The sequence below is a fragment of the Pseudomonas sp. MHK4 genome, from assembly GCF_054600775.1.
The window spans coordinates 477,256-500,517 of record NZ_BAAIAK010000003.1; the positions used below are offsets into that span (position 1 = coordinate 477,256).

Genomic DNA, 23,262 nt, shown 5'->3' on the forward strand with positions numbered 1-23,262 from the left:
TTGAGGACGACAACAATGATTATTTACGGTGTGGCGCTGTTGGCGATCTGTACGCTGGCAGGGGTGATCATGGGTGACATGCTCGGTGTCTTGCTGGGGGTCAAATCCAACGTCGGCGGGGTCGGGATCGCGATGATCCTGTTGATCTGCGCGCGGTTGTGGATGCAAAAACGCGGTGGCATGACCAAGGATTGCGAAATGGGTGTCGGCTTCTGGGGTGCCATGTACATTCCGGTGGTGGTGGCGATGGCCGCGCAACAGAATGTGGTCACGGCCTTGCACGGCGGTCCGGTGGCGGTGCTGGCGGCGATCGGCTCGGTGGTGGTCTGCGGCTGCACCATTGCCTTGATCAGCCGGACCCACAAGGGCGAACCCTTGCCTGACGAACCGGCGGAAGTTTCCCCCGTCGGCACGCCAGTAGGAGGTCGCTGATATGTGGGATCTCATCGAGAAAGGCCTGGAACACAACGGCCTGGTCACGGCCTTCGCCTTCGTCGGCGTGATCATGTGGGTGTCTGTCATCGTCTCCAAGCGCCTGACCTTCGGGCGCATCCATGGCTCGGCGATTGCGATCGTCATCGGCCTGGTCCTGGCCTGGGTCGGCGGCACCATGACCGGTGGGCAAAAAGGCCTGGCGGATTTGACGCTGTTCTCCGGCATCGGCCTGATGGGCGGCGCCATGCTGCGCGACTTCGCGATTGTCGCCACGGCGTTCGAAGTGCAGGCCACCGAAGCGAAAAAGGCCGGGTTGATCGGCGTGATCGCGCTGCTGCTGGGCACGGTGCTGCCGTTCATTGTCGGCGCGTGCCTGGCCTGGGTGTTCGGTTATCGCGACGCGGTGAGCATGACGACGATTGGCGCGGGGGCGGTGACCTACATCGTCGGGCCGGTGACCGGTGCGGCGATTGGCGCGACTTCGGATGTGGTGGCGCTGTCGATTGCCACCGGGTTGATCAAGGCGATTCTGGTGATGGTCGGCACCCCGATGGCGGCGCGCTGGATGGGCCTGGATAATCCGCGGTCGGCGATGGTGTTTGGCGGTCTGGCCGGTACCGTGAGCGGGGTGACGGCGGGGCTGGCGGCGACGGATCGGCGGTTGGTGCCTTATGGCGCGCTGACGGCGACCTTCCATACCGGGCTTGGGTGCTTGTTGGGGCCTTCGTTGTTGTACTTCATTGTTCGCGGGATTGTTGGGTAGATTTTCTGAGTTTGTTAATGGTTGCCTCCACATTTACCGGGTTTCATGAGCAGCTTGGTGAAATGTGAAGTTATTCAAGTGTAACTTTCACAAGGCTGGAGGCGGCTCAGATTGGCGTGGCTGAAATTATATGAGGAGGTTGAAATGTTTGTTTGATTTCATTAGGAGGTTTTTTTTGTGGCTCGAATAAGAGTTATGGCTAGGCAATATGCCATCATGAGTGCAACCAGGCCATAACTCAGGCCATCAATTACCCTCTCAGGATCAAAACTGAAGCTGCTCGCAGTAATGATCAGGATGATGGTTAATGTTGTGGCGAGTTCGCTGACAAGAAAAAAAGATACTGCATCGCTATCGTTCGCGTCATGAAGAACTTCATTTGATGTTAGTCGGGTAAATATTGTTCCGATCACGACCCCTAATAGGCAAAAAAACGCGAGTGATAAAAAAAACGTAATGTCTTTGTTGGTTAGCACCAGCAATAGAGATGTGGTAACAGTCGCAAACAAACAGGAGGTTGCGAGTGTGGTGCTGGATTTGTTGATGATAAATTTAGATATCACAAACCTCCCTAATACAGTCGATACCAAAAAGACAATGTACGCAATCGCTGAGCTTCCTAACCAAGAAAATTGATGGGCTAAACCCAAGAGGTCGCTATGCCGATAGAGCAAACCTATTGCGTACATAAGTATCAGAGATTCAAATACGTTTCCCGCAACATATCCAATTATTTGCACTGGATATTTAGCGGCAACAGCGAAATGCTTAAGGTATGCATGCTGGGTTGAATGTATTAAAAAAGTTTTGTTTGTGTTGGTAGCGCGAAGATCACTGTTTGATATGTATATTTGCGCTGTTCTGAGTAATAACAGCGTCGACATTATTGCTGTTGTGGAATATAAATAGGAGGTAGAATTTATTACAAGGGAGGCTATCAGTAATAAAATAAAAGGAGTTCCAATTCGAATATATAGAAAGTGGTTGAATGCTTTGATATAGTCGGCTGTCTTGCCGGTCATTTTTATATGTAAGGCATTATAAGCTGGTCGGAAAGATGCTTTTAAACAGCCTGTCCCTGCTGAGTCGCATACGAACGCGATTAGAATTAAACTCCAGCCTGTGTACCAATATTCAAGCAATGCAGCCAAGAACCCTAATGTCAGGAAAATAGCGCATGCCAGTTTTAGTATAAAGCCATAGATCGTGGTATTGGCAGTTCCTAGTTTAGCTACAAAGTAGTGTCCAATGTAAAACTCTACAATTAAGGAAATAATTAGCTGCGTTGCAAGCGAGAATTCCAAAGAAAACTGGCCTAAATTTGGATTGCTTGCAATTAAGGCTAGTTCGAGAATTGTTGCACCCATTGCAACGCCACCATACAAGGCATCTGATCTAGCGATAAGTGTGTGTGCACATTTCATTCGATTACTCTATAAGTTTTGCCGGGCTCAAGGATGAGGTTTACATATAGAGCGGACGGCGCGTATGCACGACCGTAAAACATCAGTGTTGTATAAATTGAATCAAGATCGTAAGGGATTAGAGTGAATTTCTCTGAAGGTTGCTTAGTTGTGTATGCTGAAATTCCAGCTTTGCCGTTTCTAAAGTCTTCGTAAAGTAATAGCTCGAAATCAATATGAGGGTTTTTAGCGGTATTGTTAAAAAAAATACCACAGGCTGCATCGTTGAGGTTTCTGTAAGTGCTCCCGCTTGTATAAATTTGTTCAAAAACGTTAGTTAAAATTTTATCTCCATAGATTGATTGTAGGTATCTAATCGTATAGGGCCATCTTCTATTTAAATGCCTGGATATGTCTAAGTATCGTCTGACGCATTCAAATGTGAAATGTTTATCGTGCGCGGAGGTTGGGGGGTTGAGAATATTTTTAGAGTTATATATTGCAGTGAAAATCAAGTCGATAGTATCAATGTTTTTAGTTGTCATTTTCTGATACCTCTGCGAGCGATTTTTTTACGAGGTCAATGTTGCTTTGCTCAACTTCAATGGACGAGCCCTCCATTTCCAATAAGATATTTTCGGTGTTGTATGCCTGAGTGATGGTTGGTTTGAAAGCTTCCATCAGTTCAATATTGAAGGGGTCTGAGTGTTGGTCGAGCCACACGGGAATACCATTCCACATCCAGGATTTTATTCCTGAAATATGTATCGTCTTGATGAAGCTCCATATTTCATGTTTGGCGTCAGGTATAGCGAAAGCAAGATCTTTGCTTTTGCAATAGCCCAAGTAATGTCCTATGTCAAAGGCCATCGAGCAACCAGCCTGAACGCATAACTCTAAATAGAAGTCCCAAAACGGTATGCTTCCGAACTCGCTGTATACAGGAGGGTTCTCTAAAAGTATAGGTAGTTCAAAAAAGTGCTTCACCATGTTGGCGTTAATTATTGTTGCTTGTAATGATTTTTTGTTTAATGGTGGATTGGTCTGATGGGCGCCTAGAAAAAGATTGCCATTTCTCCATATGCCTATGTCTTCCTCGATGTAACTTACCGGGAGAGTATCAATTATTTTTTTCAGATTTGCTAAATCTGCCATGTCGATCACTCCAGAGAAGTTTATATCTACTGGATGTACGGAAATAGTGAAGTCAGCAGTTGCGCAAAAATCAATAATTGAGTTCTCCAACCTATCCCAGGGGCGCACGCCCAGGCTGAAGTGCTTGATCGGGGCAACACCATAAACGCTAGTGGTGCTTGTATGTAAATAAATAAACTGTTTAAGTTTATTTATATCGCCGCTCACACCTAGTCTTATCGAATTGATGTCCATAAAATTCACCTGCTCGTACGATAATTATGCAGATTTTCCGATTAACTCACCCTTTCTCCCGCCAACACCAAGCGTAAAGGTTTCTAAAGCAACTGGTTTCGGCGACTTATTTTGTTTTTTGCCCTGTAAGGTTTTTTTAAGATGGAGGTATATGTTAGGAACTCTTTTCCTGTAAATATCACCGTCCGGTTCCCTGTCCGCTGACAGAGCCCCCACAGAATTTTGAATGGCATATGTCTTAGGTAAATATTGAGCAAGGATAAGTGTGCAATTTCTCCTAGCGAGGCGCTTTGTGAGATTTTTTCTATATTTATAGAAATTGCGCTCTCTAAATAATTTAGAAAAGGTTTTGCAAAATAATCTATATAAGCGTCGTAGATTTCTTTCACCTCTTGATTTTCTATAAGTTGTCTGCTGTTAGGTAAGTCGATCAAGTTAAACTTAATGCCCATTTTTCTTTCAAGGTTATCCCTAACAGGTGTTCCTGGATATATCATCATGATGTTGAAATAATGATCAAAGGACTCATGCTCAGTCATTCCAGAGTTGAGCAGAAAGCTTAGGTTTTCTATAATTTCTCTTTTCTGTTGGTCATGATAAAACATGATAAAGTCGAGGCCGACGTCAATACCATTGATCTGTAAGGCCCTAATTGCGTCTATATTGTCCTTTACTGTGACTCTCTTATTCATGTAATCGAGCTGAGTCTGCGAGCCAGACTCAATACCCATCTCGACCAGTCTTAATCCTTGCGTAACTAATTTTGGCAATTCTGTGCGTAACTTAAGCAGGTATCCTACTGTAGAAGAACTGCTCCATGTAACCTCGCCGCCGAACAGCTTGTATAGTTTTTCAGAGAACTCCAGTACTCTGTCTTTTCGTACAAAAAAATTAGCGTCCATCATGTAAATATGTTCAAAAGGGTATTGTTTGTGAGCCTCTACGATCCAATTAACTAGAGTGGTCGCGTCGACAGCACGCCACTTAGGGCCATCTTTATCTGCCGCAACGATAGCGCAGAATGAGCACGCTAAAGGGCAGCCACGGCTACTGGTGAGAGCTATTGATCTTCTTTTCTTGCCATCTCTCCTGTCCGTGAAATAGAGATTCTGTAAGCGCTCGGAACAATATTCCAATAATGGATTTTCCCACTCGGCTGCGGGTAATTGGATCTTCTGTTTATAGGTTTCGTACGTTTTCCCGGTTGCGGAGATCCAAACTGCATTTGGTATGTCTTGTAAGTGGTTGTCTATAAGTATCTGTTTTGGTGTAGGGCTTTTATTAATGCTTTTTGTTGGCAGGGAGGATGGGGCTTCCTTGCGCGATTTATTGAATAAGTTTAGTAATATGGTTGTCGAGTGTTCTCCCTCACCATAAAGTGCTAGTTCAAAAATGCCGTTTGATACACGTAAAAAATCTTTCGCTGCAAGGCTTATATGCGGGCCGCCGCAGAATAAAACTGTCTCAGGTAGCGCGCTTTTAATTAATTGCCCCCAAGCGATTGCTGCTTGAACATGGCTGCTATAAATAGATATTCCTACCAGTGCAGGTTGCCAGTCTATCAAGTCTTTTAATTCGTGAGTGTCAGAGGTGTATAAGTCAGAATAATCAAATATTTTGCATTTTACATTTGCTACATGTTTTTTTACGTAGGCTGATATGTTCTGCAGCCCCAGAGGCATTACTTTTTGCGGACCTTCGCCGTATGGTAGCGAAACTAATGCTAGTCGAGTAGGATCATAAATGTCACTGTCAGTATTTAGTGAGTTCCACTTCGCTTCGTTCATACGCACTCCTTGCCTCGTTGGCCTTAGACATGTTGAAAAAAGCTGGATATCGCTCTGTTAGCGCCAAGGATTTTTCATGGGAATCCAGTGCTTCAATAAATTTTTTTTTCGGGATTTTCAGGAGGTGTGTGCCATTGTGGAAAAAACAATATCCGAGTTCTGTTAAGCATAAAACACCTTCATTGATTGAAACTCTCATGTTATGGCAGCCTTGGATTTTAGAAGTGGGCATCGTTAAACGATGCCCTGGTTAGTTCATCAGAACTCTGGCGCTGTTTTTCCAGCAACCATGTCATATGTTCCATCTGGAACAGGAGTCATAACCTCAACATCGGAGGCTAATTCATCTAAGTGATTTTCATCATAAACTATTTCGTCATTCATACCTTTCTCCTTCTGAAATGTGACGGTCAAGTCACAGGATAACTCCGGTTTGACAACGTTGAAGTTAGAGCTCGGCAGATATGTGACAGTGCACGGCCGAGTATCTAACCGTCTGCCACTGATGGATAGCTATCTGTGACGGTTTCATATAAGTATCGAATCAGATTGCAGTCAAATAAAAAACAAAATTTCCGAAATTTCCTAGGATATTTGTGATTTTGTAGGTCGAATCCTACTTTAAGGGAATTATCCTACAAGTAGGTAGGTGTAGGTTTTTGGGTCTGCCGTTTTGGTGCGAGTTGAAAGTTAATGTGTCGACTTCGTTTCTAGAAAAGCAGCGCGTTAAATTAGTTTGTGGATCATTTTGAATGCGAGGTTGAAGACTTTTTCATTGCAGTGCAGCGGCCGATAACAGGGACGCAGCGCGCTGGATGGGCCTGGATAACCCGCGTTCGGCGATGGTGTTCGGCGGTTTGGCCGGGACTGTCAGTGGCGTGACCGCCGGTTTGGCGGCAACGGATCGGCGCCTGGTGCCTTATGGCGCGCTGACCGCGACCTTCCATACCGGGCTTGGGTGCTTGTTGGGGCCTTCGTTGTTGTACTTCATTGTTCGGGGGATTGTTGGCTGATTTCAGATATTGAGTTGTCTGGGCTGAAGCCATCGCCAGCAGGCTGGCTCCCACAGGGGCAATAGGGTTTGCCCTCCCACTGTGGGAGCCAGCCTGCTGGCGATGGGCGCGATTCGGTTTCAGGCCTGGCGATTGGCATACATCCGACACTCCGCCAGCAGCGCCAGCAGATTCGGATCGCGCTCCTTGGCCTTCAGGAACACCACGCCAATGTGCTGTTGCAACCGATACTTCTCCTGCAACGCAATCAGCTTCACCCGGTTCTCGTACACCGCTGCAATCCTGCCCGGCAGCAACGCATAGCCGACGCCCGAGCTGACCATGCTCAGCAGGGTGAAGATGTCGTTGACCTGCATCGCCACTTTCGGCTCGAACCCCGCCTGCTCGAATACCCGTTTACCGTCCTGATGCGTGGCGAAGCCCTGGGTCAGGGTGATGAAGGTTTCATCGCGGACTTCGGCCAGGTCGACTTCAGTGCGCTGGGCGAACCTGGAATCGGCGGGCGTAGCGAGGAAGATGTCGTCGGAAAACAGCGGGATCTGCTCGCAATCCGGGTCGTTGATGCTGTCGTCCAGGGACACCAGGATCGCGTCGACTTCCATGTTCTTGAGCTTGTACAGCAGGTCGAAGTTCGAGCCCAGGATCAGGTCGATATTGAGTTCGCTGCGGCGGATCTTCAGGCCCATGATCAGCTGCGGCACGGTCTTCACCGTCAGTGAATACAGCGAACCCAGCTTGAAGCGTTCGGCGGAAAAGCCGGCGGCTTCGCGGGTCAGGCGCACGGTTTCCACCACGTCCGAAATCAGCTTCTGCGCCCGCTCTTCGAGGACGTAGGCGCTTTCCAGTGGCGTCAGGTTACGCCCCTCGTGCTTGAACAACGGGCAGCGCAGGGCGCTTTCCAGGGAGTGGATGGCCCGATGTACGCTAACGTTACTGGTCTGCAATTCGGCAGCGGCGCGGGCCAGGTTGCCGGTGCGCATGAATGCCAGGAACACCTCGAGTTTTTTCAGGGTCAACTCTTCATCGATCAGCATGGGGTGGACTCTTTTTGGAATAACCCGATTGTACGGATCGCGCGATATTGCGCGTTATTGATTTTCGAGGTGGGGTAAACGATGTATCACGGGGAAAGATTGAACGCCTGGACGCATCTGGTCGGGGCAGTGGCGGCGTTTGTCGGCGGAGTGTGGCTGATCGTGGTCGCCAGCCTCGATGGCAGTCCGTGGAAGATCGTCAGCATGGCGATCTACGCCTTTACCTTGCTGGTGCTGTACAGCGCATCGACCGTGTACCACAGCGTGCGCGGCCGCAAGAAAGCGATCATGCAGAAGGTCGATCACTTCTCGATCTACCTGTTGATCGCCGGCAGTTATACGCCGTTCTGCCTGGTGACCCTGCGCGGGGCGTGGGGCTGGACCTTGTTCGGGATTGTCTGGGGGCTGGCGCTGATCGGCATCCTGCAGGAAATCAAACCGAGGTCGGAGGCGCGGGTCCTGTCGATCGTGATCTACGCGGTGATGGGCTGGATTGTGCTGGTGGCGGTCAAGCCGTTGCTGGCGGCACTCGGTACTGCCGGGTTTGCCTGGCTGGCGTCGGGGGGTATTTTTTATACCGTCGGGATTATCTTTTTTGCCGTCGACCATAGATTGCGGCATGCCCACGGGATCTGGCATCTGTTCGTGATCGCCGGGAGTCTGCTGCATTTTGTGGCGATTTTCTTTTACGTCCTTTAAACCGAGTCGCGGCCATCGCCAGCAGGCTGGCTCCCACAGGAGATCTCCAGTAAAGATGAAATAGGTGAACACCCAAAATTCAATGTGGGAGCCAGCCTGCTGGCGATAGCGTCTTAGAAGTCACCCCACAACTGCTGGGCCACCGCCAACGCCACAACCGGCGCGGTCTCGGTGCGCAACACCCGAGGCCCAAGGCGAGCCGCATGAAAACCGACGCCCTTGGCCTGGTCCACTTCCGCATCGGACAAACCACCCTCCGGCCCAATCAAGAACGCCAGCGTCCCGGGCTTGGCGTGGCTCACCAACGGCTCGGCCACCGGATGCAGCACCAATTTCAAGTCGGCCTCAGTCTGTTTGATCCAATCCGCCAACAGCACCGGCGGATGAATCACCGGCACCCGTGAGCGCCCGCATTGCTCGCAGGCGCTGATCGCCACCTGGCGCCAGTGCAGCAGGCGTTTGTCGGCGCGCTCGTCCTTGAGCCGTACTTCGCAGCGTTCACTGAAGATCGGGGTGATTTCAGTCACGCCCAGTTCAGTCGCTTTCTGGATCGCCCAGTCCATGCGCTCGCCACGGGACAAGCCTTGGCCGAGGTGGATCTGCAACGGCGATTCCACCAGGCCGGCAAACTGTTCGTTGATCTGTACCACTACGCGTTTTTTCCCGACTTCCACCAGTGTGCCGCGAAATTCATGGCCGGAGCCGTCGAACAGTTGCAACGCATCGCCCTCGGCCATGCGCAGCACGCGACCGATGTAATGGGCCTGGGCCTCGGGCAACTCGTGCTCGCCGGTGCTCAGGGGGGCGTCGATGAAGAAGCGGGACAGTCTCATGCGGGATCTCTGAAAAAAGGTGTGAAGCGTCTGAAGGTCGTGCCGACCTTATCGCTGGCAAGCCAGCTCCTACAGGTCAGAGGTTTTGCTGCAACCACCTATTCTGTAGGAGCTGGCTTGCCAGCGATAGCGGCAGACCAGACACCACGGAAACCGGGGTGAAACAAATCAGCCCGGATCACGGAACCCCGGATGAAAGTCCTTCGGCACCGCCACGCTGACGCTCTCGCGGGTGGCGATGTCGATCCCTTCACTGGCCACTTCGGCCAGGAAGTCGACCTGCTCCGGGGTGATCACGTACGGCGGCAGGAAATACACCACGCTGCCCAACGGCCGCAGCAGCGCGCCGCGCTCCAACGCATGCTGGAACACCTTCAGGCCACGGCGTTCCTGCCACGGGTAAGCCTCTTTGCTCGCCTTGTCCTTGACCATCTCGATGGCCAGCACCATGCCGGTCTGGCGCACTTCACTGACATTCGGGTGATCGACCAGATGCGCAGTGGACGAGGCCATGCGCTGGGCCAAAGCCTTGTTGTTCTCGATGACGTTGTCTTCTTCGAAGATATCCAGCGTCGCCAGGGCCGCCGCGCACGCCAGCGGGTTGCCGGTGTAGCTGTGGGAGTGCAGGAAGGCGCGCAGGGTCGGGTAATCATCGTAGAAGGCGCTGTAGACCTCGTCGGTGGTCAGGCACGCCGCCAGCGGCAGGTAGCCGCCGGTCAGGGCCTTGGACAGGCAGAGGAAGTCCGGACGGATGCCGGCCTGTTCACAGGCGAACATCGTCCCGGTGCGACCGAAGCCGACGGCGATTTCGTCGTGGATCAGGTGCACGCCATAGCGATCACAGGCTTCGCGCAGCAGCTTGAGGTACACCGGGTGGTACATGCGCATGCCGCCAGCGCCCTGGATCAGCGGCTCGACGATTACGGCCGCAACGGTGTCGTGGTTTTCGGCCAGGGTCTGTTCCATGGCGGCGAACATGTTGCGCGAGTGTTCTTCCCAGCTCATGCCTTCCGGGCGCAGGTAGCAATCCGGGCTTGGCACCTTGATGGTGTCGAGCAGCAGCGCCTTGTAGGTTTCGGTGAACAGTGGCACGTCGCCCACCGACATCGCCGCCATGGTTTCGCCGTGGTAGCTGTTGGTCAGGGTGACGAAGCGCTTCTTGTTCGGCTGACCGCGGTTGAGCCAGTAGTGAAAGCTCATTTTCAGTGCGACTTCTATGCAGGACGACCCGTTATCGGCGTAGAAGCACCGCGTCAGGCCTTCGGGCGTCATCTTCACCAGGCGCTCGGACAGCTCGATCACCGGCTGATGGCTGAAGCCGGCGAGGATCACGTGTTCCAGTTGATCGACCTGGTCCTTGATTCGCTGGTTGATGCGCGGGTTGGCGTGACCGAACACGTTCACCCACCAGGAGCTCACCGCGTCGAGGTAGCGCTTGCCTTCGAAATCTTCCAGCCACACGCCTTCACCGCGCTTGATCGGAATCAATGGCAGTTGTTCGTGATCTTTCATCTGGGTGCAGGGATGCCACAACACCGCGAGATCGCGTTGCATCCACTGATTATTCAGGCCCATGTTCAGTCTCCTCGAGGCGGTCCGTGACATGCGCGGACATACAATCGCGCAAGCCTATGCAATGCGTGCCTCGGGAACAACCCATTGTGTCGATTGAGCTACTTTGTATAGGGCGATAGACGTTGCTGGCGGGCGTCTGACGGCTGACGTATCCTTCGCGGTTCTAGAGTCGTCTGGCTCGCAAAACCGCTATTTTTCCTGAATTTCCGGAGTTCGCTGAATGTCTGTCGGTTGGCTGCGCGCCTGTGCGCTGGTGATGTTGGGGCTGTTCAGCGTGTCTGCGCTGGCAAAGGATAAAACCGCGATCGTGATCGGCGGCGGGGTCTCGGGCCTCACGGCTGCTTACGAGCTGCAGAACAAAGGCTGGCAGGTCACGCTGCTGGAAGCCAAGGCGAGCCCGGGCGGGCGTTCCGGCATGGCCACCAGCGAGTGGATCGGCAACGACAAGGCCCAACCGGTTTTGAACAAGTACGTCTCGGAGTTCAAGCTGAGCACCACGCCGGCACCTGAATTCGTGCGGACCCCGAGCTACCTGATCGACGGCGTGTATTACACCGCTGCCGACCTGGCCACCAAGGACCCGACCACGGCCGAAGCGCTCAAGCGCTACGAAAAGACCGTTGACGACCTGGCGCGCTCGATCGAAGACCCGCAAAACCCGTCGGCCAACAACACGCTGCACGCCCTGGACCAGATCAACGTGTCCAACTGGCTTGATCGCCTGAGCCTGCCGGCCACTGCCCGGCAGTTGGTGAACCAGCAGATTCGTACCCGTTATGACGAACCTTCGCGTATCTCGCTGCTGTACTTCGCCCAGCAGAGCCGCGTTTACCGTGGCGTGTCCGACCGTGACCTGCGTGCTTCGCGTCTGGTCGGTGGCAGCCCGGTGCTGGCCCAGGCCTTCGTCAAGCAGCTGAAAACCATCAAGACCAGCTCCCCGGTCTCGGCCATCACCCAGGACAAGGACGGCGTCACCGTCAAGGTCGGCAGCGTTGGTTATCAGGCTGACTACGTCGTACTGGCCGTGCCTTTGCGCGCGCTGAACAAGATCCAGATGACCCCGGCGCTGGACGCCCAGCACCTGGCTGCGATCAAGGGCACCAACTACGGCTGGCGCGACCAGATCATGCTGAAGTTCAAGACGCCGGTATGGGAACCCAAGGCGCGTATGTCCGGTGAGATTTACAGCAACGCTGGCCTCGGCATGTTGTGGGTCGAGCCTGCCTTGAAGGGCGGCGCCAACGTGGTGATCAACCTGTCCGGCGATAACGCACGGGTCATGCAGGCGTTCGGCGACAAGCAGATGGTTGATCAGGTGCTGATTCGCCTGCACGCGTTTTATCCACAGGCACGCGGTTCGTTTACCGGTTATGAAATCCGCCGCTACAGCACCGACCCTTCCATGGGCGGCGCGTACCTGGCGTTCGGCCCAGGCCAGATCAGCAAGTTCTGGCGCCTGTGGGAACGCCCGATCCAGCGCGTAGCCTTTGCCGGCGAGCACACCGACACCTTGTACCCGGGCACCCTGGAAGGCGCACTGCGCACCGGCCAGCGTGCGGCCAGTCAGGTTGAAGACCTGGCGGCGGGCAAATCGTTTGAACCGAAGGCCGCTCCAGTAGCCGCCGCCGCTGCAGCCGGCGCGGTGGCGGCGAAGAAGGGCAACTTCTTCACCAACCTGTTCGGCGGCTCGGATGACGAGAAGAAGCCAGAACCGGTCAAGGCTCCAGAACCCGTTGCCCCGGCGCCTGCCCCCGCCGCGGCACCGACGCCTGCACCTGCTCCGGTCGAAGCGCCGAAGCCTGCGGCACCGGTGAAAGCCGAGCCTGCGAAGAAGGCTCCGGCCAAAGCGCCGGCGAAGAAAACCGAGACTAAAAAAGCCCCGGCCAAGGCCCCGGTGAAAAAGACTGAGCAAGCGAAGAAGCCAGCGGCGACCACGGTCACCAAGGCGCAATAACGTTCAGGCGTAAAAAAGCGCGGCTCTAGGGCCTAATGCCAGTCAGCTTAACTGACTGGCATTAGGCTCAAGGCTGCGTTTTTTTATGCCTGAAAAAAACCGAGAGCCGAAATCGAATAAAAATATTGATACAGGTGTTCTCTGGTTTGTATTCACTTTTTTTCACAATTTCGACTTTAATCTTTCCTTAACCCGCGTGATTCAGGCTCTTGATCGCATTTCTCGATATTTCAAAGCGAAATTTTCCGCTTTAATTCGATAGGTAAATCGATAGTCTTGGGCCAGCACTTACAGGGATCTAGGCAAATGCAGCTACGAAACTCTACTTCCCGCTACGGCTGGGTCAGCATTTTGATGCACTGGGGTGTGGCGCTGGCGGTCGTCGGCCTGTTCGCGTTGGGGCTGTGGATGGTCGGGCTCGACTACTACAGCACCTGGCGCAAAGACGCGCCGGACCTGCACAAGAGCATCGGCCTGGTGTTGCTGGGTGTGATGGTGCTGCGGGTGTTTTGGCGCTTCGTCAGTCCGCCGCCACCGACCTTGACCAGCTATAGCCGCATGACGCGCCTGGGCGCCAAGTTCGGCCATGGCTTTCTGTATCTCAGTCTGTTCGCTGTGATGATTGCCGGTTACCTGATTTCCACCGCAGAAGGTGTCGGTATCCCGGTGTTTGGTTTGTTTGAAGTGCCTGCGCTGGTGTCCGGGCTACCGGACCAGGCAGATACCGCCGGTGTGATTCACCTGTACCTGGCGTGGGTGCTGGTAATTTTTTCCGGTCTCCATGCGTTGGCAGCATTGAAGCACCACTTTATCGACCGTGATGTGACCCTCAAGCGCATGCTGGGTCGCAAAGCCTGAAGTTCAACCTCGACTCCAAAGGAAAACAAAGTATGTTGAAAAAGACTCTGGCCGCTCTGGCAATCGGTTCCGCCCTGTTGTCCGCCGGTAACGTCATGGCCGCTGACTACGTGGTCGACAAGGAAGGCCAGCACGCCTTCGTTGACTTCAAGATCAGCCACCTGGGCTACAGCTACATCACCGGTACCTTCAAGGACATCGACGGCAAGTTCAGCTTTGACGCTGCCAAGCCTGAAGACAGCAAGATCGAATTCAACGTGAACACCGCCAGCGTGTTCACCAACAATGCTGAGCGTGACAAGCACATCTCCAGCAAAGACTTCCTGAACGCCAGCAAAGCCACGTTCGTTTCCACCAGCGTCAAAGCCACCGGCAAAAACGCCGCTGGCAAGGACACTGCTGACGTGGCTGGCGACTTGACTATCCTCGGTGTGACCAAGCCAATCGTGGTCAAGGCCACTTTCCTGGGTGAAGGCAAGGATCCATGGGGCGGCTACCGTGCAGGCTTCGAGGGTACTTTCAGCCTCAAGCGTTCCGATTTCGGCAAGCAGAAAGACCTGGGCCCATCGTCCGATGCAGTTGAAATGTACGTGACGTTTGAAGGTGTGAAAGCGAAATAATTTTCGCGCCTGACAAAAAACGCCCGCTGCTCTCCCGAGCGCGGGCGTTTTTTATTGCCGTACACAATCCCCCTGTAGGAGCGAGCTTGCTCGCGAAAAACCCATAGGCGCCGCTGGGCATCTGGTTTATTTCGTTATCGTTCACGACCATCGCGAGCAAGCTCGCTCCTACAGTTTGTATTGCTCAAAAAAATGCCCCGGACCTTTCGGTTCGGGGCATTTTTTATTGCAGCGATAACTCAGCGATTGCGGGTCAGCAACGCCGGTTTTTCACCGCGAGGACGGCTTGGCAGTTGATCCAGCTGCTCAGGAGTCGGGAAGCGATCGGCCTTCGACTCCTTGTGCATGATCTTCGGCGCAGGACCGCGAGGGTTCTGCACGGCGGGTTCCGAACGTGGCTGCTCGTCACGGGCCGGGCGGCGGTTGCGCGACGAGTCTTCGCGACGGGCCTGGCCGTCACGTGGTGCGCCGCTGCGTGGACCGCTGCGCTTGGCTGGCGGGGTACCGGTGCTGGCGCCATCGCTGTTGCGCGGACCGTTCTGGCGACCGCCCTGTGGCTTGCCGCCACGTGGAGCGCCGGAACCGGCGGCTGTGCCTTGTGCCGGGGCACCCGGACGACGGCCGCGGCCCTGGGCAGGTTTCTGCTGGGGCACGTAGTCGACGCGGTTACCGAAGTTATCGATATCGTCGTCCAGGAACTCGTCCGGAGCACGATCGGCAGCGGCGCGCGGCGCCTGGCTTGGCTGGCGCTGTTCGCGGGCCGGGGTGCCTTCGCGTGGCTTTTGCTGGCGGGCCGGACGCTCACCGCGCTCAGCTGCAGGTTTTTCCTTGCCCTTGTCCTTGCCTTTGTCCTTGCGACCGCCACCACCACCGCCGCCATTCGGACCATCACCGCGCGGGCCACGTGGATTGCGTGGATTACGCATGTCCGGACGCTCGCGTGTTTCGGGTTTCTCGGCTTCCACGGCGCTGATATCGAAGCCCATCAGGTCGCCGTCGGCGATTTTCTGCTTGGTCATGCGCTCGATGCTTTTCAGCAGTTTTTCTTCGTCCGGAGCCACCAGCGAGATCGCCTCGCCCGAACGGCCGGCACGGCCCGTACGGCCGATGCGGTGCACGTAGTCTTCATCGACATTCGGCAGTTCGAAGTTGACCACATGTGGCAACTGGTCGATGTCCAGGCCACGAGCCGCGATGTCGGTAGCAACCAGGATACGCACGGTACCGGCCTTGAAGTCGGCCAGGGCTTTGGTGCGAGCGTTCTGGCTCTTGTTGCCGTGGATCGCGACGGCGCTCAGGCCGTGTTTGTCCAGGTACTCGGCCAGGCGGTTGGCGCCGTGCTTGGTGCGGGTGAACACCAGGACCTGTTCCCAGGCGCCAGCGGTGATCAGGTGCGCCAGCAGCGAACGCTTGTGGTTGGCCGGCAGGCGGAATACGCGCTGTTCGATGCGCTCGACCGTGGTGTTCGGCGGCGTGACTTCGATGCGTTCCGGGTTGTGCAGCAACTTGCCGGCAAGGTCGGTGATGTCCTTGGAGAAGGTTGCCGAGAACAACAGGTTCTGGCGCTTGGCCGGCAAACGGGCCAGGACCTTCTTCACGTCATGGACAAAGCCCATGTCGAGCATGCGGTCGGCTTCGTCCAGCACGAGGATTTCCACGTGGGACAGGTCGACGCTGCCTTGGCCGGCGAGGTCGAGCAGACGGCCAGGGCAGGCCACCAGCACGTCGACGCCACGGGACATGGCCTGGACCTGCGGGTTCATGCCGACGCCACCGAAGATGCAGGCGCTGACGAACTTCAGGTCACGGGCGTAGACCTTGAAGCTTTCGTGCACTTGCGCGGCGAGTTCGCGAGTAGGGGTCAGGACCAATACGCGCGGTTGGCGCGGGCCGTGACGCTGGGATTTGTCCGGGTGACCGTTGGGGAATAACCGCTCCAGGATCGGAAGGGCGAAACCGCCGGTTTTACCAGTACCTGTCTGTGCCGCGACCATCAGGTCGCGACCTTGCAACACGGCGGGAATGGCCCGCTGTTGCACCGGAGTAGGCTCGGTATAGCCCGCTGCCTCGATGGCGCGGACTAAAGCCTCGGAGAGACCGAGGGAAGCAAAGGACATGAGTAATCCTGTTCTAAGTTAGGGCTTGGCCCAATGGGAGTCTTGCCTGGCGCGAATGGCGTTTATGGGGAACGCAATCCCGTCCGGTCCTGCTTCGGTCACGAAGGCTCGTCTGGAGCGCTCGCGCGGGCTGAAAAGCTGCGCTGTAGCGGGGTCGAGATGCCTTGAACGGTTCCGAGCGTCCGGGCGTGAGCCTGGCGGGAAGGCCGGAGTATAACAGAGCAATCACTGCGCGCCGCTTTCCTGCTGCTCAACGGTTTTTTCCGTGTTGGCCGTGGTTCGTGCGGGGTTGGCGGTATTGGCCGGGGCGGCGCCATAGCGCGCGCTGAGTTCGGCGTAGGCCGGTTCGCGCTTGAAGCGTTTGAGTTCGGCGCCGAAACGCTGCACCAGCAGGTCCATGCCGGCATTGCGGCGCACCGCCAGAAACTGGCTCTGCTGACTGATGACGGTGGGGTTTTCGGTGATCTTGTTGCGGATGTTCAGTTCGTCGAGCAGGTGCTGGCCCACCCTGCGGTCGGTGATCAGCAGGTCGATCCGCCCGCGCACCAGTTTGCCGAAATTCGCTTCATGGCTGGGTGCCGGTTCCCGGGTGAACAGGGGCGAGTCCCGGAAGTCCTGGCTATACAGGTAGCCGGGAGAGATGCCGATGGTCAGGCCGCGCAGTTCGTCGAGGGTGCGAAACGGGTGGGGCCGGGCGTTGGCGTAGAACATCACGAACTGGACTTCCGAGAGCGGTTCGCTGGGATAGAGCAGGGTCGCGTCGCGCTCATCGCTATGGAAAATGTCCAGCGCGCCATCCGCCTGGCCGGTCTCGAGCATCGACAGGCAACGTTTCCAGGGCAGGAATTGCCATTCCACTTCGATGCCCAGGCGCTTGAAGACGATAGCGGTGGTTTCGTAGTCCAGCCCCAGGGCCTTGCCGTTTTCCTCGTACACGTACGGTGCCCAGGGTTCGGTGACAATGCGCAATTTCTCGCCCCTAGCGGCAAAGCTAAGGCAAGTGATAACAAGCAGGGCGATGAACTGCGTGATCAAAGGCATGGGCTTGAGATTACGACGAGAAACGCGAAAGAGCCAGAAACTGGCAGCAGATGCTCTAACTCCGTGGATTGGCGCACAATAAAAGTGCCTGAAAGCAAAAGATCGCAGCCTGCGGCAGCTCCTACAGGGATTACACATTTCCCCTGTAGGAGCTGTCGCAGGCTGCGATCTTTTGATCTTGCCTTGATGCTTAACGCGGCAACTTCAGGTTGTTCCACACCGCCAGGCTCGCTTCAGCCTGGTTCAGGGTGTAGAAGTGCAGCCCTGGCGCGCCGCCCTGCAGCAGGCGTTCGCACATCTCGGTGATGACTTGCTCGCCGAAACGCTGAATGCTCTGGGTGTCGTCACCGTAGGCTTCCAGTTGCTTGCGGATCCAGCGCGGGATTTCCGCACCGCAGGCATCGGAGAAGCGTGCCAGTTTGCTGTAGTTGGTGATCGGCATGATCCCCGGCACGATCGGAATGTTCACACCCTTGGCTCGCACACGCTCGACGAAGTAGAAGTAGCTGTCGGCGTTGAAGAAGTACTGGGTGATCGCACTGTCGGCGCCAGCGTTGGCTTTTCGCACGAAGTTGTTGATATCGTCTTCGAAGTTGCGTGCCTGTGGATGCATTTCCGGGTAGGCGGCGACTTCGATGTGGAAATGATCGCCGGTCTCTTCACGGATGAATTCAACCAGGTCATTGGCGTGGCGCATTTCGCCGCTGGCCATGCCCATGCCCGAAGGCAGGTCACCGCGCAACGCGACGATGCGCTGGATGCCGGCGGCCTTGTACTGGCTCAGCAGGCCGCGCAGGTCGGCCTTGCTGTCGCCGACGCAGGACAGGTGCGGTGCGGCCGGGACTTTGACTTCGCTCTCGAGCTGCAGCACGGTGTTGAGCGTACGATCACGGGTCGAACCGCCGGCGCCGTAGGTGCAGGAGAAGAAATCGGGGTTGTATGTGGCCAGCTGACGGGCAGTGGCGAGCAGCTTTTCATGCCCAGCGTCGGTCTTGGTAGGGAAGAACTCGAAGCTGTAGCGACGATCTTGGGACATGGTCATATCCTTGGAAACTCGGTGTGTCCGTTAAGACGCCTTCGCTGGCAAGCCAGCTCCTACAAAATTCGTGTGGCTCCTGCAGGAGCTGGCTTGCCAGCGAACCAGGCAACACGGTGCAACAGGCACACCGCGTTGTCAGTCAAGCTATCAGTAGCGGTAAGCGTGCGGCTTGAACGGACCTTCGACGGTCACGCCGATGTAGTCGGCCTGGGTCTTGGTCAGTTGAGTCACGACGCCGCCGAAACCGCGGACCATTTCCAGGGCCACTTCCTCGTCGAGTTTCTTCGGCAGTACTTCAACGGTCAGGCGCTCGGCTTTCTGGGCTGGCGACAGGTCGGCGTACTTCTGGCCGAACAGGAAGATCTGCGCCAGTACCTGGTTGGCGAACGAACCGTCCATGATGCGGCTTGGGTGGCCAGTGGCGTTGCCCAGGTTAACCAGGCGGCCTTCAGCCAGCAGGATCAGGTAGTCGTCGTTCTGTGGGTCGAAATCGCCAGCGCCGGTACGGTGGATCTTGTGAACCTGCGGCTTCACTTCTTCCCATGCCCAGTTCTTGCGCATGAAAGCGGTGTCGATTTCGTTGTCGAAGTGACCGATGTTGCAGACAACAGCGCGCTTTTTCAGGGCCTTGAGCATGTTTGCGTCGCAAACATTGACGTTACCGGTGGTGGTCACGATCAGGTCGATCTTGCCCAGCAGCGCTTTGTCGATGCTGTCTTCGGTGCCGGTGTTGATACCGTCGATGAATGGCGAAACCAGTTCGAAACCGTCCATGCAGGCTTGCATGGCGCAGATCGGGTCGACTTCGGAGACTTTAACGATCATGCCTTCCTGACGCAGGGACTGGGCCGAGCCCTTGCCCACGTCACCGTAACCGATGACCAGCGCTTGCTTGCCGGACAGCAGGTGGTCGGTACCACGCTTGATCGCATCGTTCAGGCTGTGACGGCAGCCGTACTTGTTGTCGTTCTTGCTCTTGGTCACCGAGTCATTGACGTTGATGGCCGGGATCTTCAGCTCGCCCTTGGCCAGCATGTCCAGCAGGCGGTGTACGCCGGTGGTGGTTTCTTCGGTCACGCCGTGAACGCGATCCAGAACCTGTGGGTACTTCTTGTGCAGCAGCTCGGTCAGGTCACCGCCGTCGTCGAGGATCATGTTGGCGTCCCAAGGCGCGCCATCCTTGAGGATGGTCTGCTCCAGGCACCACTCGTACTCTTGCTCGGTTTCACCTTTCCAGGCGAAAACCGGGATGCCGGCAGCGGCGATGGACGCAGCAGCCTGGTCTTGAGTCGAGAAAATGTTGCAGGACGACCAGCGCACTTCGGCACCCAGGGCAACCAGGGTTTCGATCAGCACGGCGGTCTGGATGGTCATGTGGATGCAGCCGAGGATCTTCGCGCCCTTGAGCGGTTGCTCTTCGGAGTACTTGCGACGCAGACCCATCAGGGCTGGCATTTCCGATTCGGCGATGATGGTTTCGCGACGACCCCAGGCAGCCAGGGACATGTCGGCGACTTTGTAATCGTTAAAATCTGCAGGCGTGATAACAGCGCTCATGAAGAGCCTCCATTCGTAATGTATGCGAATGGGCGCCGTTGTGCGTTTAGTGTCTGGTCGATGATGACCAAGCAACGCCCCATCCGAGCCTGACAGGCCTAGCCTGCTGCAGCGCCCCTCGGACAGGTGGCGGGAAAACGGTAGCAAGTGAAGATTACCGTTTTGAAACGGGGGCGATTATAGCGGGCTATGCTGATCTTCCAAAGGGTTTCTGTTGGTCAATGTCCGAACGGTAATCGAGACCATAGTCGATGCTCAATAGAGCTCTGGCCCGGGGTCTGCCAAGATAGCGCCCATCATTCGGCAAGACGCTCAGGAGTGAACATGAATTTCCACACCCGCAAATGGGTTAAACCCGAAGACCTCAACCCCAACGGCACGTTGTTCGGTGGCAGCCTGCTGCGTTGGCTCGACGAAGAAGCGGCGATCTACGCCATCGTCCAGCTGGGCAACCAGCGTGTAGTGACCAAGTACATTTCCGAAATCAACTTCGTCAGCGCCTCGCGCCAGGGCGACATTATCGAGCTGGGCATCACCGCCACCGAGTTCGGTCGCACCTCGATCACCCTCAAGTGCGAAGTGCGTAACAAGATCACCCGCAAGAGCATCCTGACGGTTGAGAAGATCGTGTTCGTCAACCTGGGTGAAGACGGGCTGCCGGCGCCACACGGCCGGACCGAGATCAAATACGTCAAAGACCAGTTCAAGGACGAAGGCGCCGTCGAATAATTTGAGGATGACGAACGGAATCTGAACCGCGCGGGTCGTAACTACATTGCAGCCAGCGGTTCAGGAGTTCCATGGACACTCGAAAAGACGGCAAGACCCCCGACCTCTCGGCCAAAGAACAGCATGAGGTCGAAAAAAACCAGCCGCCACGTGCGGCGGTCCTGCACGAAATCATCCGCACCCAGGGCAATCAGGAACTGGAGCGCAGCGTCGCCGCACTGTGGTGGTCGGCGCTGGCCGCCGGCCTGACCATGGGCCTGTCGCTGATGGGGATGGGGCTGCTCAACTCCCGGCTGCCGGACGGCGAGGGCTTCAAGGTGATCGCGAGTTTTGGCTACTGCGCCGGTTTTCTCGCGGTGATCCTCGCCCGCCAGCAATTGTTCACCGAAAACACCCTGACGGCCGTGTTGCCCATCATGAGCAAACCTACGCTCGGCAACTTCGGCCGATTGCTGCGGCTGTGGTCGGTGGTGCTGGTGGGCAACCTTTGCGGCACCTTGCTGGTGGCCTACGTCATGCTGGAGTTGCCGATTTTCGACAGCAAGACCGATGTGGCCTTCCTCGACATCGGCCGCAAGGTCATGGAAAACGACGTCAGCCAGATGTTCGCCAAGGGCATCATCTCGGGCTGGATGATCGCCACCATGGTCTGGATGATCCCGTCCATGGAGAGCGCCAAGATGTGGATCATCATCCTCATCACCTACCTCATGGCGCTGGGGGATTTCACCCACATCGTGGTCGGTTCGCTGGAGGTCGGTTACCTGGTGTTTGCCGGCGAGCTGCCGTGGAAGGATTTCTGGCTGGTGTTCGCCGGACCGACGCTGGTGGGCAACATCGTGGGGGGCAGCTTCATCTTCGCGTTGATCAGCCATGCGCAGATTCGCAGCGAGAGCGGACCGCCAAAAGAACCCGCGGATCAGGCTGGAGAATCCGATCCGCAGAAGCTCAAAAAATAATCAGCCCGGCACGTTCACCGCAGCGCCAGCGCGCCGTTGCAGGTAGATGAAATACAGCGCGGCCAGCACGGTCAGGCCACTGACCGCCGCGCCGGTCCATGGCAGGTCCGCGAGGTCGGCACCGCTGGCGACCACCAGCCCGCCGATCCAGGCACCTGCCGCGTTACCGAGATTGAATGCGCTCTGGTTCAGCGTCGAGCCAAGATTGGGCGCTTCATGGGCCTGGTCGATGATCAGCAGTTGCAGGATCGGGCACAAGGCGAAGGCGAAAATGCCCCACAACACCAGGGTAATTGCTGCCGGGATCACCGAGTGGCTGGTCTGGCTGAATGCGGCCAATACCACCACCACGGCCAGCGCCATGCCGACCAGCGAAGGCAGCAGGCGGCTGTCAGCCAGGCGCCCGCCGAGCATGCTGCCCGCCGTCAGGCCTACGCCGAACAGCAACAGCATGATGGTCACGCCATGGGGGCTGACGCCGGTGATGTCCTGCAGGATCGGCGCGATGTAGGTGAATACGCTGAACAGGCTGGTCGAGGCCAGCACGCTCATGCCCAAGGCCAGCAGCACGTTGGCCTTGCCCAGCACTTTGAACTCGCTCGCCAGGTCGGCTTTATCCATCGCGATGTACTTCGGCAGCCAGAGCCACTGCGCAATGGCCGCGATCACACCGATCACCGACACCGCCCAGAACGTCGAGCGCCAGCCGGCGTACTGCCCAAGCGCGGTGCCCAGAGGCACGCCCAGTACATTCGCCAGGGTCAGGCCGGTGAACATCATGGCAATTGCCTGGGCCCGTTTGTTCGGTGCCACCAGTCCAGCGGCAACTACCGAACCGATACCGAAGAACGCACCGTGGCACAGCGCGGTGATCACCCGCGCGGCCATCAACGTGGCGTAATTGGGGGCCAGTGCGCAGAGCATGTTGCCGAGGATGAACATCAGCGTCATGCCCAGCAGTGTCGCTTTGCGCGGCATGTTGGCGGTGCCGACCGCGAGGATCGGTGCGCCGAACACCACGCCCAGGGCGTAGCCGGTAATCAGCAGGCCGGCGTCGGGAATGCTCACCGAGAGGTCGCGGGCAACATCGGGCAACAAGCCCATGATGACAAATTCAGTGGTGCCGATGCCGAAGGCGGCAACAGCAAGGGCAAGCAAGGCGAGTGGCATGCGCAAGGTCTCTGTCTGTAGTCTTGACGCTCTGATCAGGCATACGCATGCCAAAGACCGATCTCGATGAGAGCGGGCAGGGGCATTTTTATTGGAATTAGATGTGCGCAACTGAATGCGGCGTGGTCGGTTGCAGTATAAACAGACCCAAACATATGGCGAATCAATTCTCTATGAAGACCTTGTAGGAGCGAGCTTGCTCGCGATGGACGTCAACGATGACGCGTGCTTGCCGGTTAAACGCGTCGCCCTGACGTTTTTCGCGAGCAAGCTCGCTCCTACACGGG

Annotated in this window: 21 protein-coding genes, 1 pseudogene and 1 riboswitch; of the genes and pseudogenes, 9 read left to right on the top strand and 13 right to left on the bottom strand. The window is 56.1% G+C overall.

Going from position 1 to position 23,262, the window contains the following annotated elements; all coding sequences use genetic code 11:
* Positions 1–15 precede the first annotated feature (15 nt).
* Both madL and madM read left to right on the top strand, forming a co-directional pair.
* Positions 16–432 (top strand): malonate transporter subunit MadL, encoded by a 417-nt coding sequence (gene madL / locus ACYP2Q_RS10875; protein ID WP_408599217.1) that lies wholly within the window; start codon positions 16–18, stop codon positions 430–432.
* Between the two features lies 1 nt (position 433).
* Positions 434–1,198, top strand: a complete 765-nt coding sequence (madM, locus tag ACYP2Q_RS10880) for a malonate transporter subunit MadM (RefSeq protein WP_459730438.1) — start codon at positions 434–436, stop codon at positions 1,196–1,198.
* A 161-nt stretch (positions 1,199–1,359) separates the two neighbouring features.
* Here madM and ACYP2Q_RS10885 read toward each other — a convergent pair whose 3' ends face one another.
* The 5 genes from ACYP2Q_RS10885 to ACYP2Q_RS10905 form a co-directional block, all read right to left on the bottom strand.
* The gene (locus ACYP2Q_RS10885) at positions 1,360–2,622 is read right to left on the bottom strand and encodes a hypothetical protein (RefSeq protein WP_459730439.1); all 1,263 of its coding nucleotides are present in this window, start codon (positions 2,620–2,622) and stop codon (positions 1,360–1,362) included.
* Positions 2,619–3,146, bottom strand: coding sequence for a hypothetical protein (locus ACYP2Q_RS10890; RefSeq protein ID WP_459730440.1), 528 nt, complete (start codon positions 3,144–3,146; stop codon positions 2,619–2,621). Before ACYP2Q_RS10890 ends, ACYP2Q_RS10885 begins: the two co-directional genes overlap by 4 nt.
* The gene (locus ACYP2Q_RS10895) at positions 3,136–3,990 is read right to left on the bottom strand and encodes a multinuclear nonheme iron-dependent oxidase (protein ID WP_459730441.1); all 855 of its coding nucleotides are present in this window, start codon (positions 3,988–3,990) and stop codon (positions 3,136–3,138) included. The genes ACYP2Q_RS10890 and ACYP2Q_RS10895 overlap by 11 nt, the downstream gene beginning before the upstream one ends.
* 83 nt (positions 3,991–4,073) lie before the next feature.
* Entirely contained in the window at positions 4,074–5,777 is a 1,704-nt protein-coding gene (locus tag ACYP2Q_RS10900; RefSeq protein ID WP_459730442.1) for a B12-binding domain-containing radical SAM protein, read from the bottom strand.
* A 258-nt stretch (positions 5,778–6,035) separates the two neighbouring features.
* Positions 6,036–6,161, bottom strand: a complete 126-nt coding sequence (locus tag ACYP2Q_RS10905; RefSeq protein ID WP_459730443.1) for a hypothetical protein — start codon at positions 6,159–6,161, stop codon at positions 6,036–6,038.
* 419 nt (positions 6,162–6,580) lie between these two features.
* Here ACYP2Q_RS10905 and ACYP2Q_RS10910 point away from each other — a divergent pair.
* Positions 6,581–6,790 (top strand): annotated as a pseudogene (locus ACYP2Q_RS10910) (malonate transporter subunit MadM); the annotation flags it as partial.
* 119 nt (positions 6,791–6,909) lie between these two features.
* Here ACYP2Q_RS10910 and ACYP2Q_RS10915 read toward each other — a convergent pair.
* The gene (locus ACYP2Q_RS10915) at positions 6,910–7,824 is read right to left on the bottom strand and encodes a LysR family transcriptional regulator (protein ID WP_459730444.1); all 915 of its coding nucleotides are present in this window, start codon (positions 7,822–7,824) and stop codon (positions 6,910–6,912) included.
* An 81-nt stretch (positions 7,825–7,905) separates the two neighbouring features.
* Here ACYP2Q_RS10915 and trhA point away from each other — a divergent pair, with 81 nt between their 5' ends.
* Complete coding sequence (trhA, locus tag ACYP2Q_RS10920) at positions 7,906–8,523, top strand: PAQR family membrane homeostasis protein TrhA (protein WP_459730445.1); 618 nt, start codon at positions 7,906–7,908, stop codon at positions 8,521–8,523.
* Between the two features lie 113 nt (positions 8,524–8,636).
* Here the strand turns inward: trhA and ACYP2Q_RS10925 are convergent, their stop codons facing one another.
* Both ACYP2Q_RS10925 and ACYP2Q_RS10930 read right to left on the bottom strand, forming a co-directional pair.
* Positions 8,637–9,356: a 16S rRNA (uracil(1498)-N(3))-methyltransferase gene (locus tag ACYP2Q_RS10925; protein WP_459730446.1), complete on the bottom strand. Its 720-nt coding sequence runs from the start codon at positions 9,354–9,356 to the stop codon at positions 8,637–8,639.
* 168 nt (positions 9,357–9,524) lie between these two features.
* Positions 9,525–10,931 carry an adenosylmethionine--8-amino-7-oxononanoate transaminase gene (locus ACYP2Q_RS10930; protein ID WP_459730447.1) on the bottom strand — a complete coding sequence of 469 codons (1,407 nt, stop codon included), beginning with the start codon at positions 10,929–10,931 and terminating at the stop codon, positions 9,525–9,527.
* A 220-nt stretch (positions 10,932–11,151) separates the two neighbouring features.
* Here ACYP2Q_RS10930 and ACYP2Q_RS10935 point away from each other — a divergent pair, with 220 nt between their 5' ends.
* The 3 genes from ACYP2Q_RS10935 (at position 11,152) to ACYP2Q_RS10945 (ending at position 14,363) form a co-directional block, all read left to right on the top strand.
* Positions 11,152–12,885, top strand: coding sequence for a flavin monoamine oxidase family protein (locus ACYP2Q_RS10935; RefSeq protein ID WP_459730448.1), 1,734 nt, complete (start codon positions 11,152–11,154; stop codon positions 12,883–12,885).
* A 306-nt stretch (positions 12,886–13,191) separates the two neighbouring features.
* Complete coding sequence (locus ACYP2Q_RS10940; protein ID WP_459730449.1) at positions 13,192–13,743, top strand: cytochrome b; 552 nt, start codon at positions 13,192–13,194, stop codon at positions 13,741–13,743.
* A gap of 32 nt (positions 13,744–13,775) precedes the next feature.
* Positions 13,776–14,363: a YceI family protein gene (locus ACYP2Q_RS10945; RefSeq protein WP_459730450.1), complete on the top strand. Its 588-nt coding sequence runs from the start codon at positions 13,776–13,778 to the stop codon at positions 14,361–14,363.
* A 239-nt stretch (positions 14,364–14,602) separates the two neighbouring features.
* Here the strand turns inward: ACYP2Q_RS10945 and ACYP2Q_RS10950 are convergent, their stop codons facing one another.
* The 4 genes from ACYP2Q_RS10950 to ahcY form a co-directional block, all read right to left on the bottom strand.
* A complete protein-coding gene (locus ACYP2Q_RS10950) occupies positions 14,603–16,480 on the bottom strand; it encodes a DEAD/DEAH box helicase (protein ID WP_459730451.1) in 1,878 nt (625 codons plus the stop codon).
* Positions 16,481–16,705: 225 nt separating this feature from the next.
* Positions 16,706–17,521 carry a substrate-binding periplasmic protein gene (locus ACYP2Q_RS10955; protein ID WP_459730452.1) on the bottom strand — a complete coding sequence of 272 codons (816 nt, stop codon included), beginning with the start codon at positions 17,519–17,521 and terminating at the stop codon, positions 16,706–16,708.
* A gap of 190 nt (positions 17,522–17,711) precedes the next feature.
* Complete coding sequence (metF, locus tag ACYP2Q_RS10960) at positions 17,712–18,557, bottom strand: methylenetetrahydrofolate reductase [NAD(P)H] (RefSeq protein ID WP_008057037.1); 846 nt, start codon at positions 18,555–18,557, stop codon at positions 17,712–17,714.
* A gap of 150 nt (positions 18,558–18,707) precedes the next feature.
* A complete protein-coding gene (ahcY, locus tag ACYP2Q_RS10965; RefSeq protein ID WP_459730453.1) occupies positions 18,708–20,117 on the bottom strand; it encodes an adenosylhomocysteinase in 1,410 nt (469 codons plus the stop codon).
* A gap of 23 nt (positions 20,118–20,140) precedes the next feature.
* Positions 20,141–20,243: riboswitch (S-adenosyl-L-homocysteine riboswitch) on the bottom strand.
* A gap of 198 nt (positions 20,244–20,441) precedes the next feature.
* Here ahcY and ACYP2Q_RS10970 point away from each other — a divergent pair.
* Both ACYP2Q_RS10970 and ACYP2Q_RS10975 read left to right on the top strand, forming a co-directional pair.
* Positions 20,442–20,846, top strand: coding sequence for an acyl-CoA thioesterase (locus tag ACYP2Q_RS10970; protein ID WP_008057039.1), 405 nt, complete (start codon positions 20,442–20,444; stop codon positions 20,844–20,846).
* Positions 20,847–20,917: 71 nt separating this feature from the next.
* A complete protein-coding gene (locus ACYP2Q_RS10975; protein ID WP_459730454.1) occupies positions 20,918–21,805 on the top strand; it encodes a formate/nitrite transporter family protein in 888 nt (295 codons plus the stop codon).
* Here the strand turns inward: ACYP2Q_RS10975 and ACYP2Q_RS10980 are convergent, their stop codons facing one another.
* Complete coding sequence (locus ACYP2Q_RS10980) at positions 21,806–22,975, bottom strand: MFS transporter (RefSeq protein ID WP_459730455.1); 1,170 nt, start codon at positions 22,973–22,975, stop codon at positions 21,806–21,808.
* Positions 22,976–23,262: the final 287 nt, after the last annotated feature.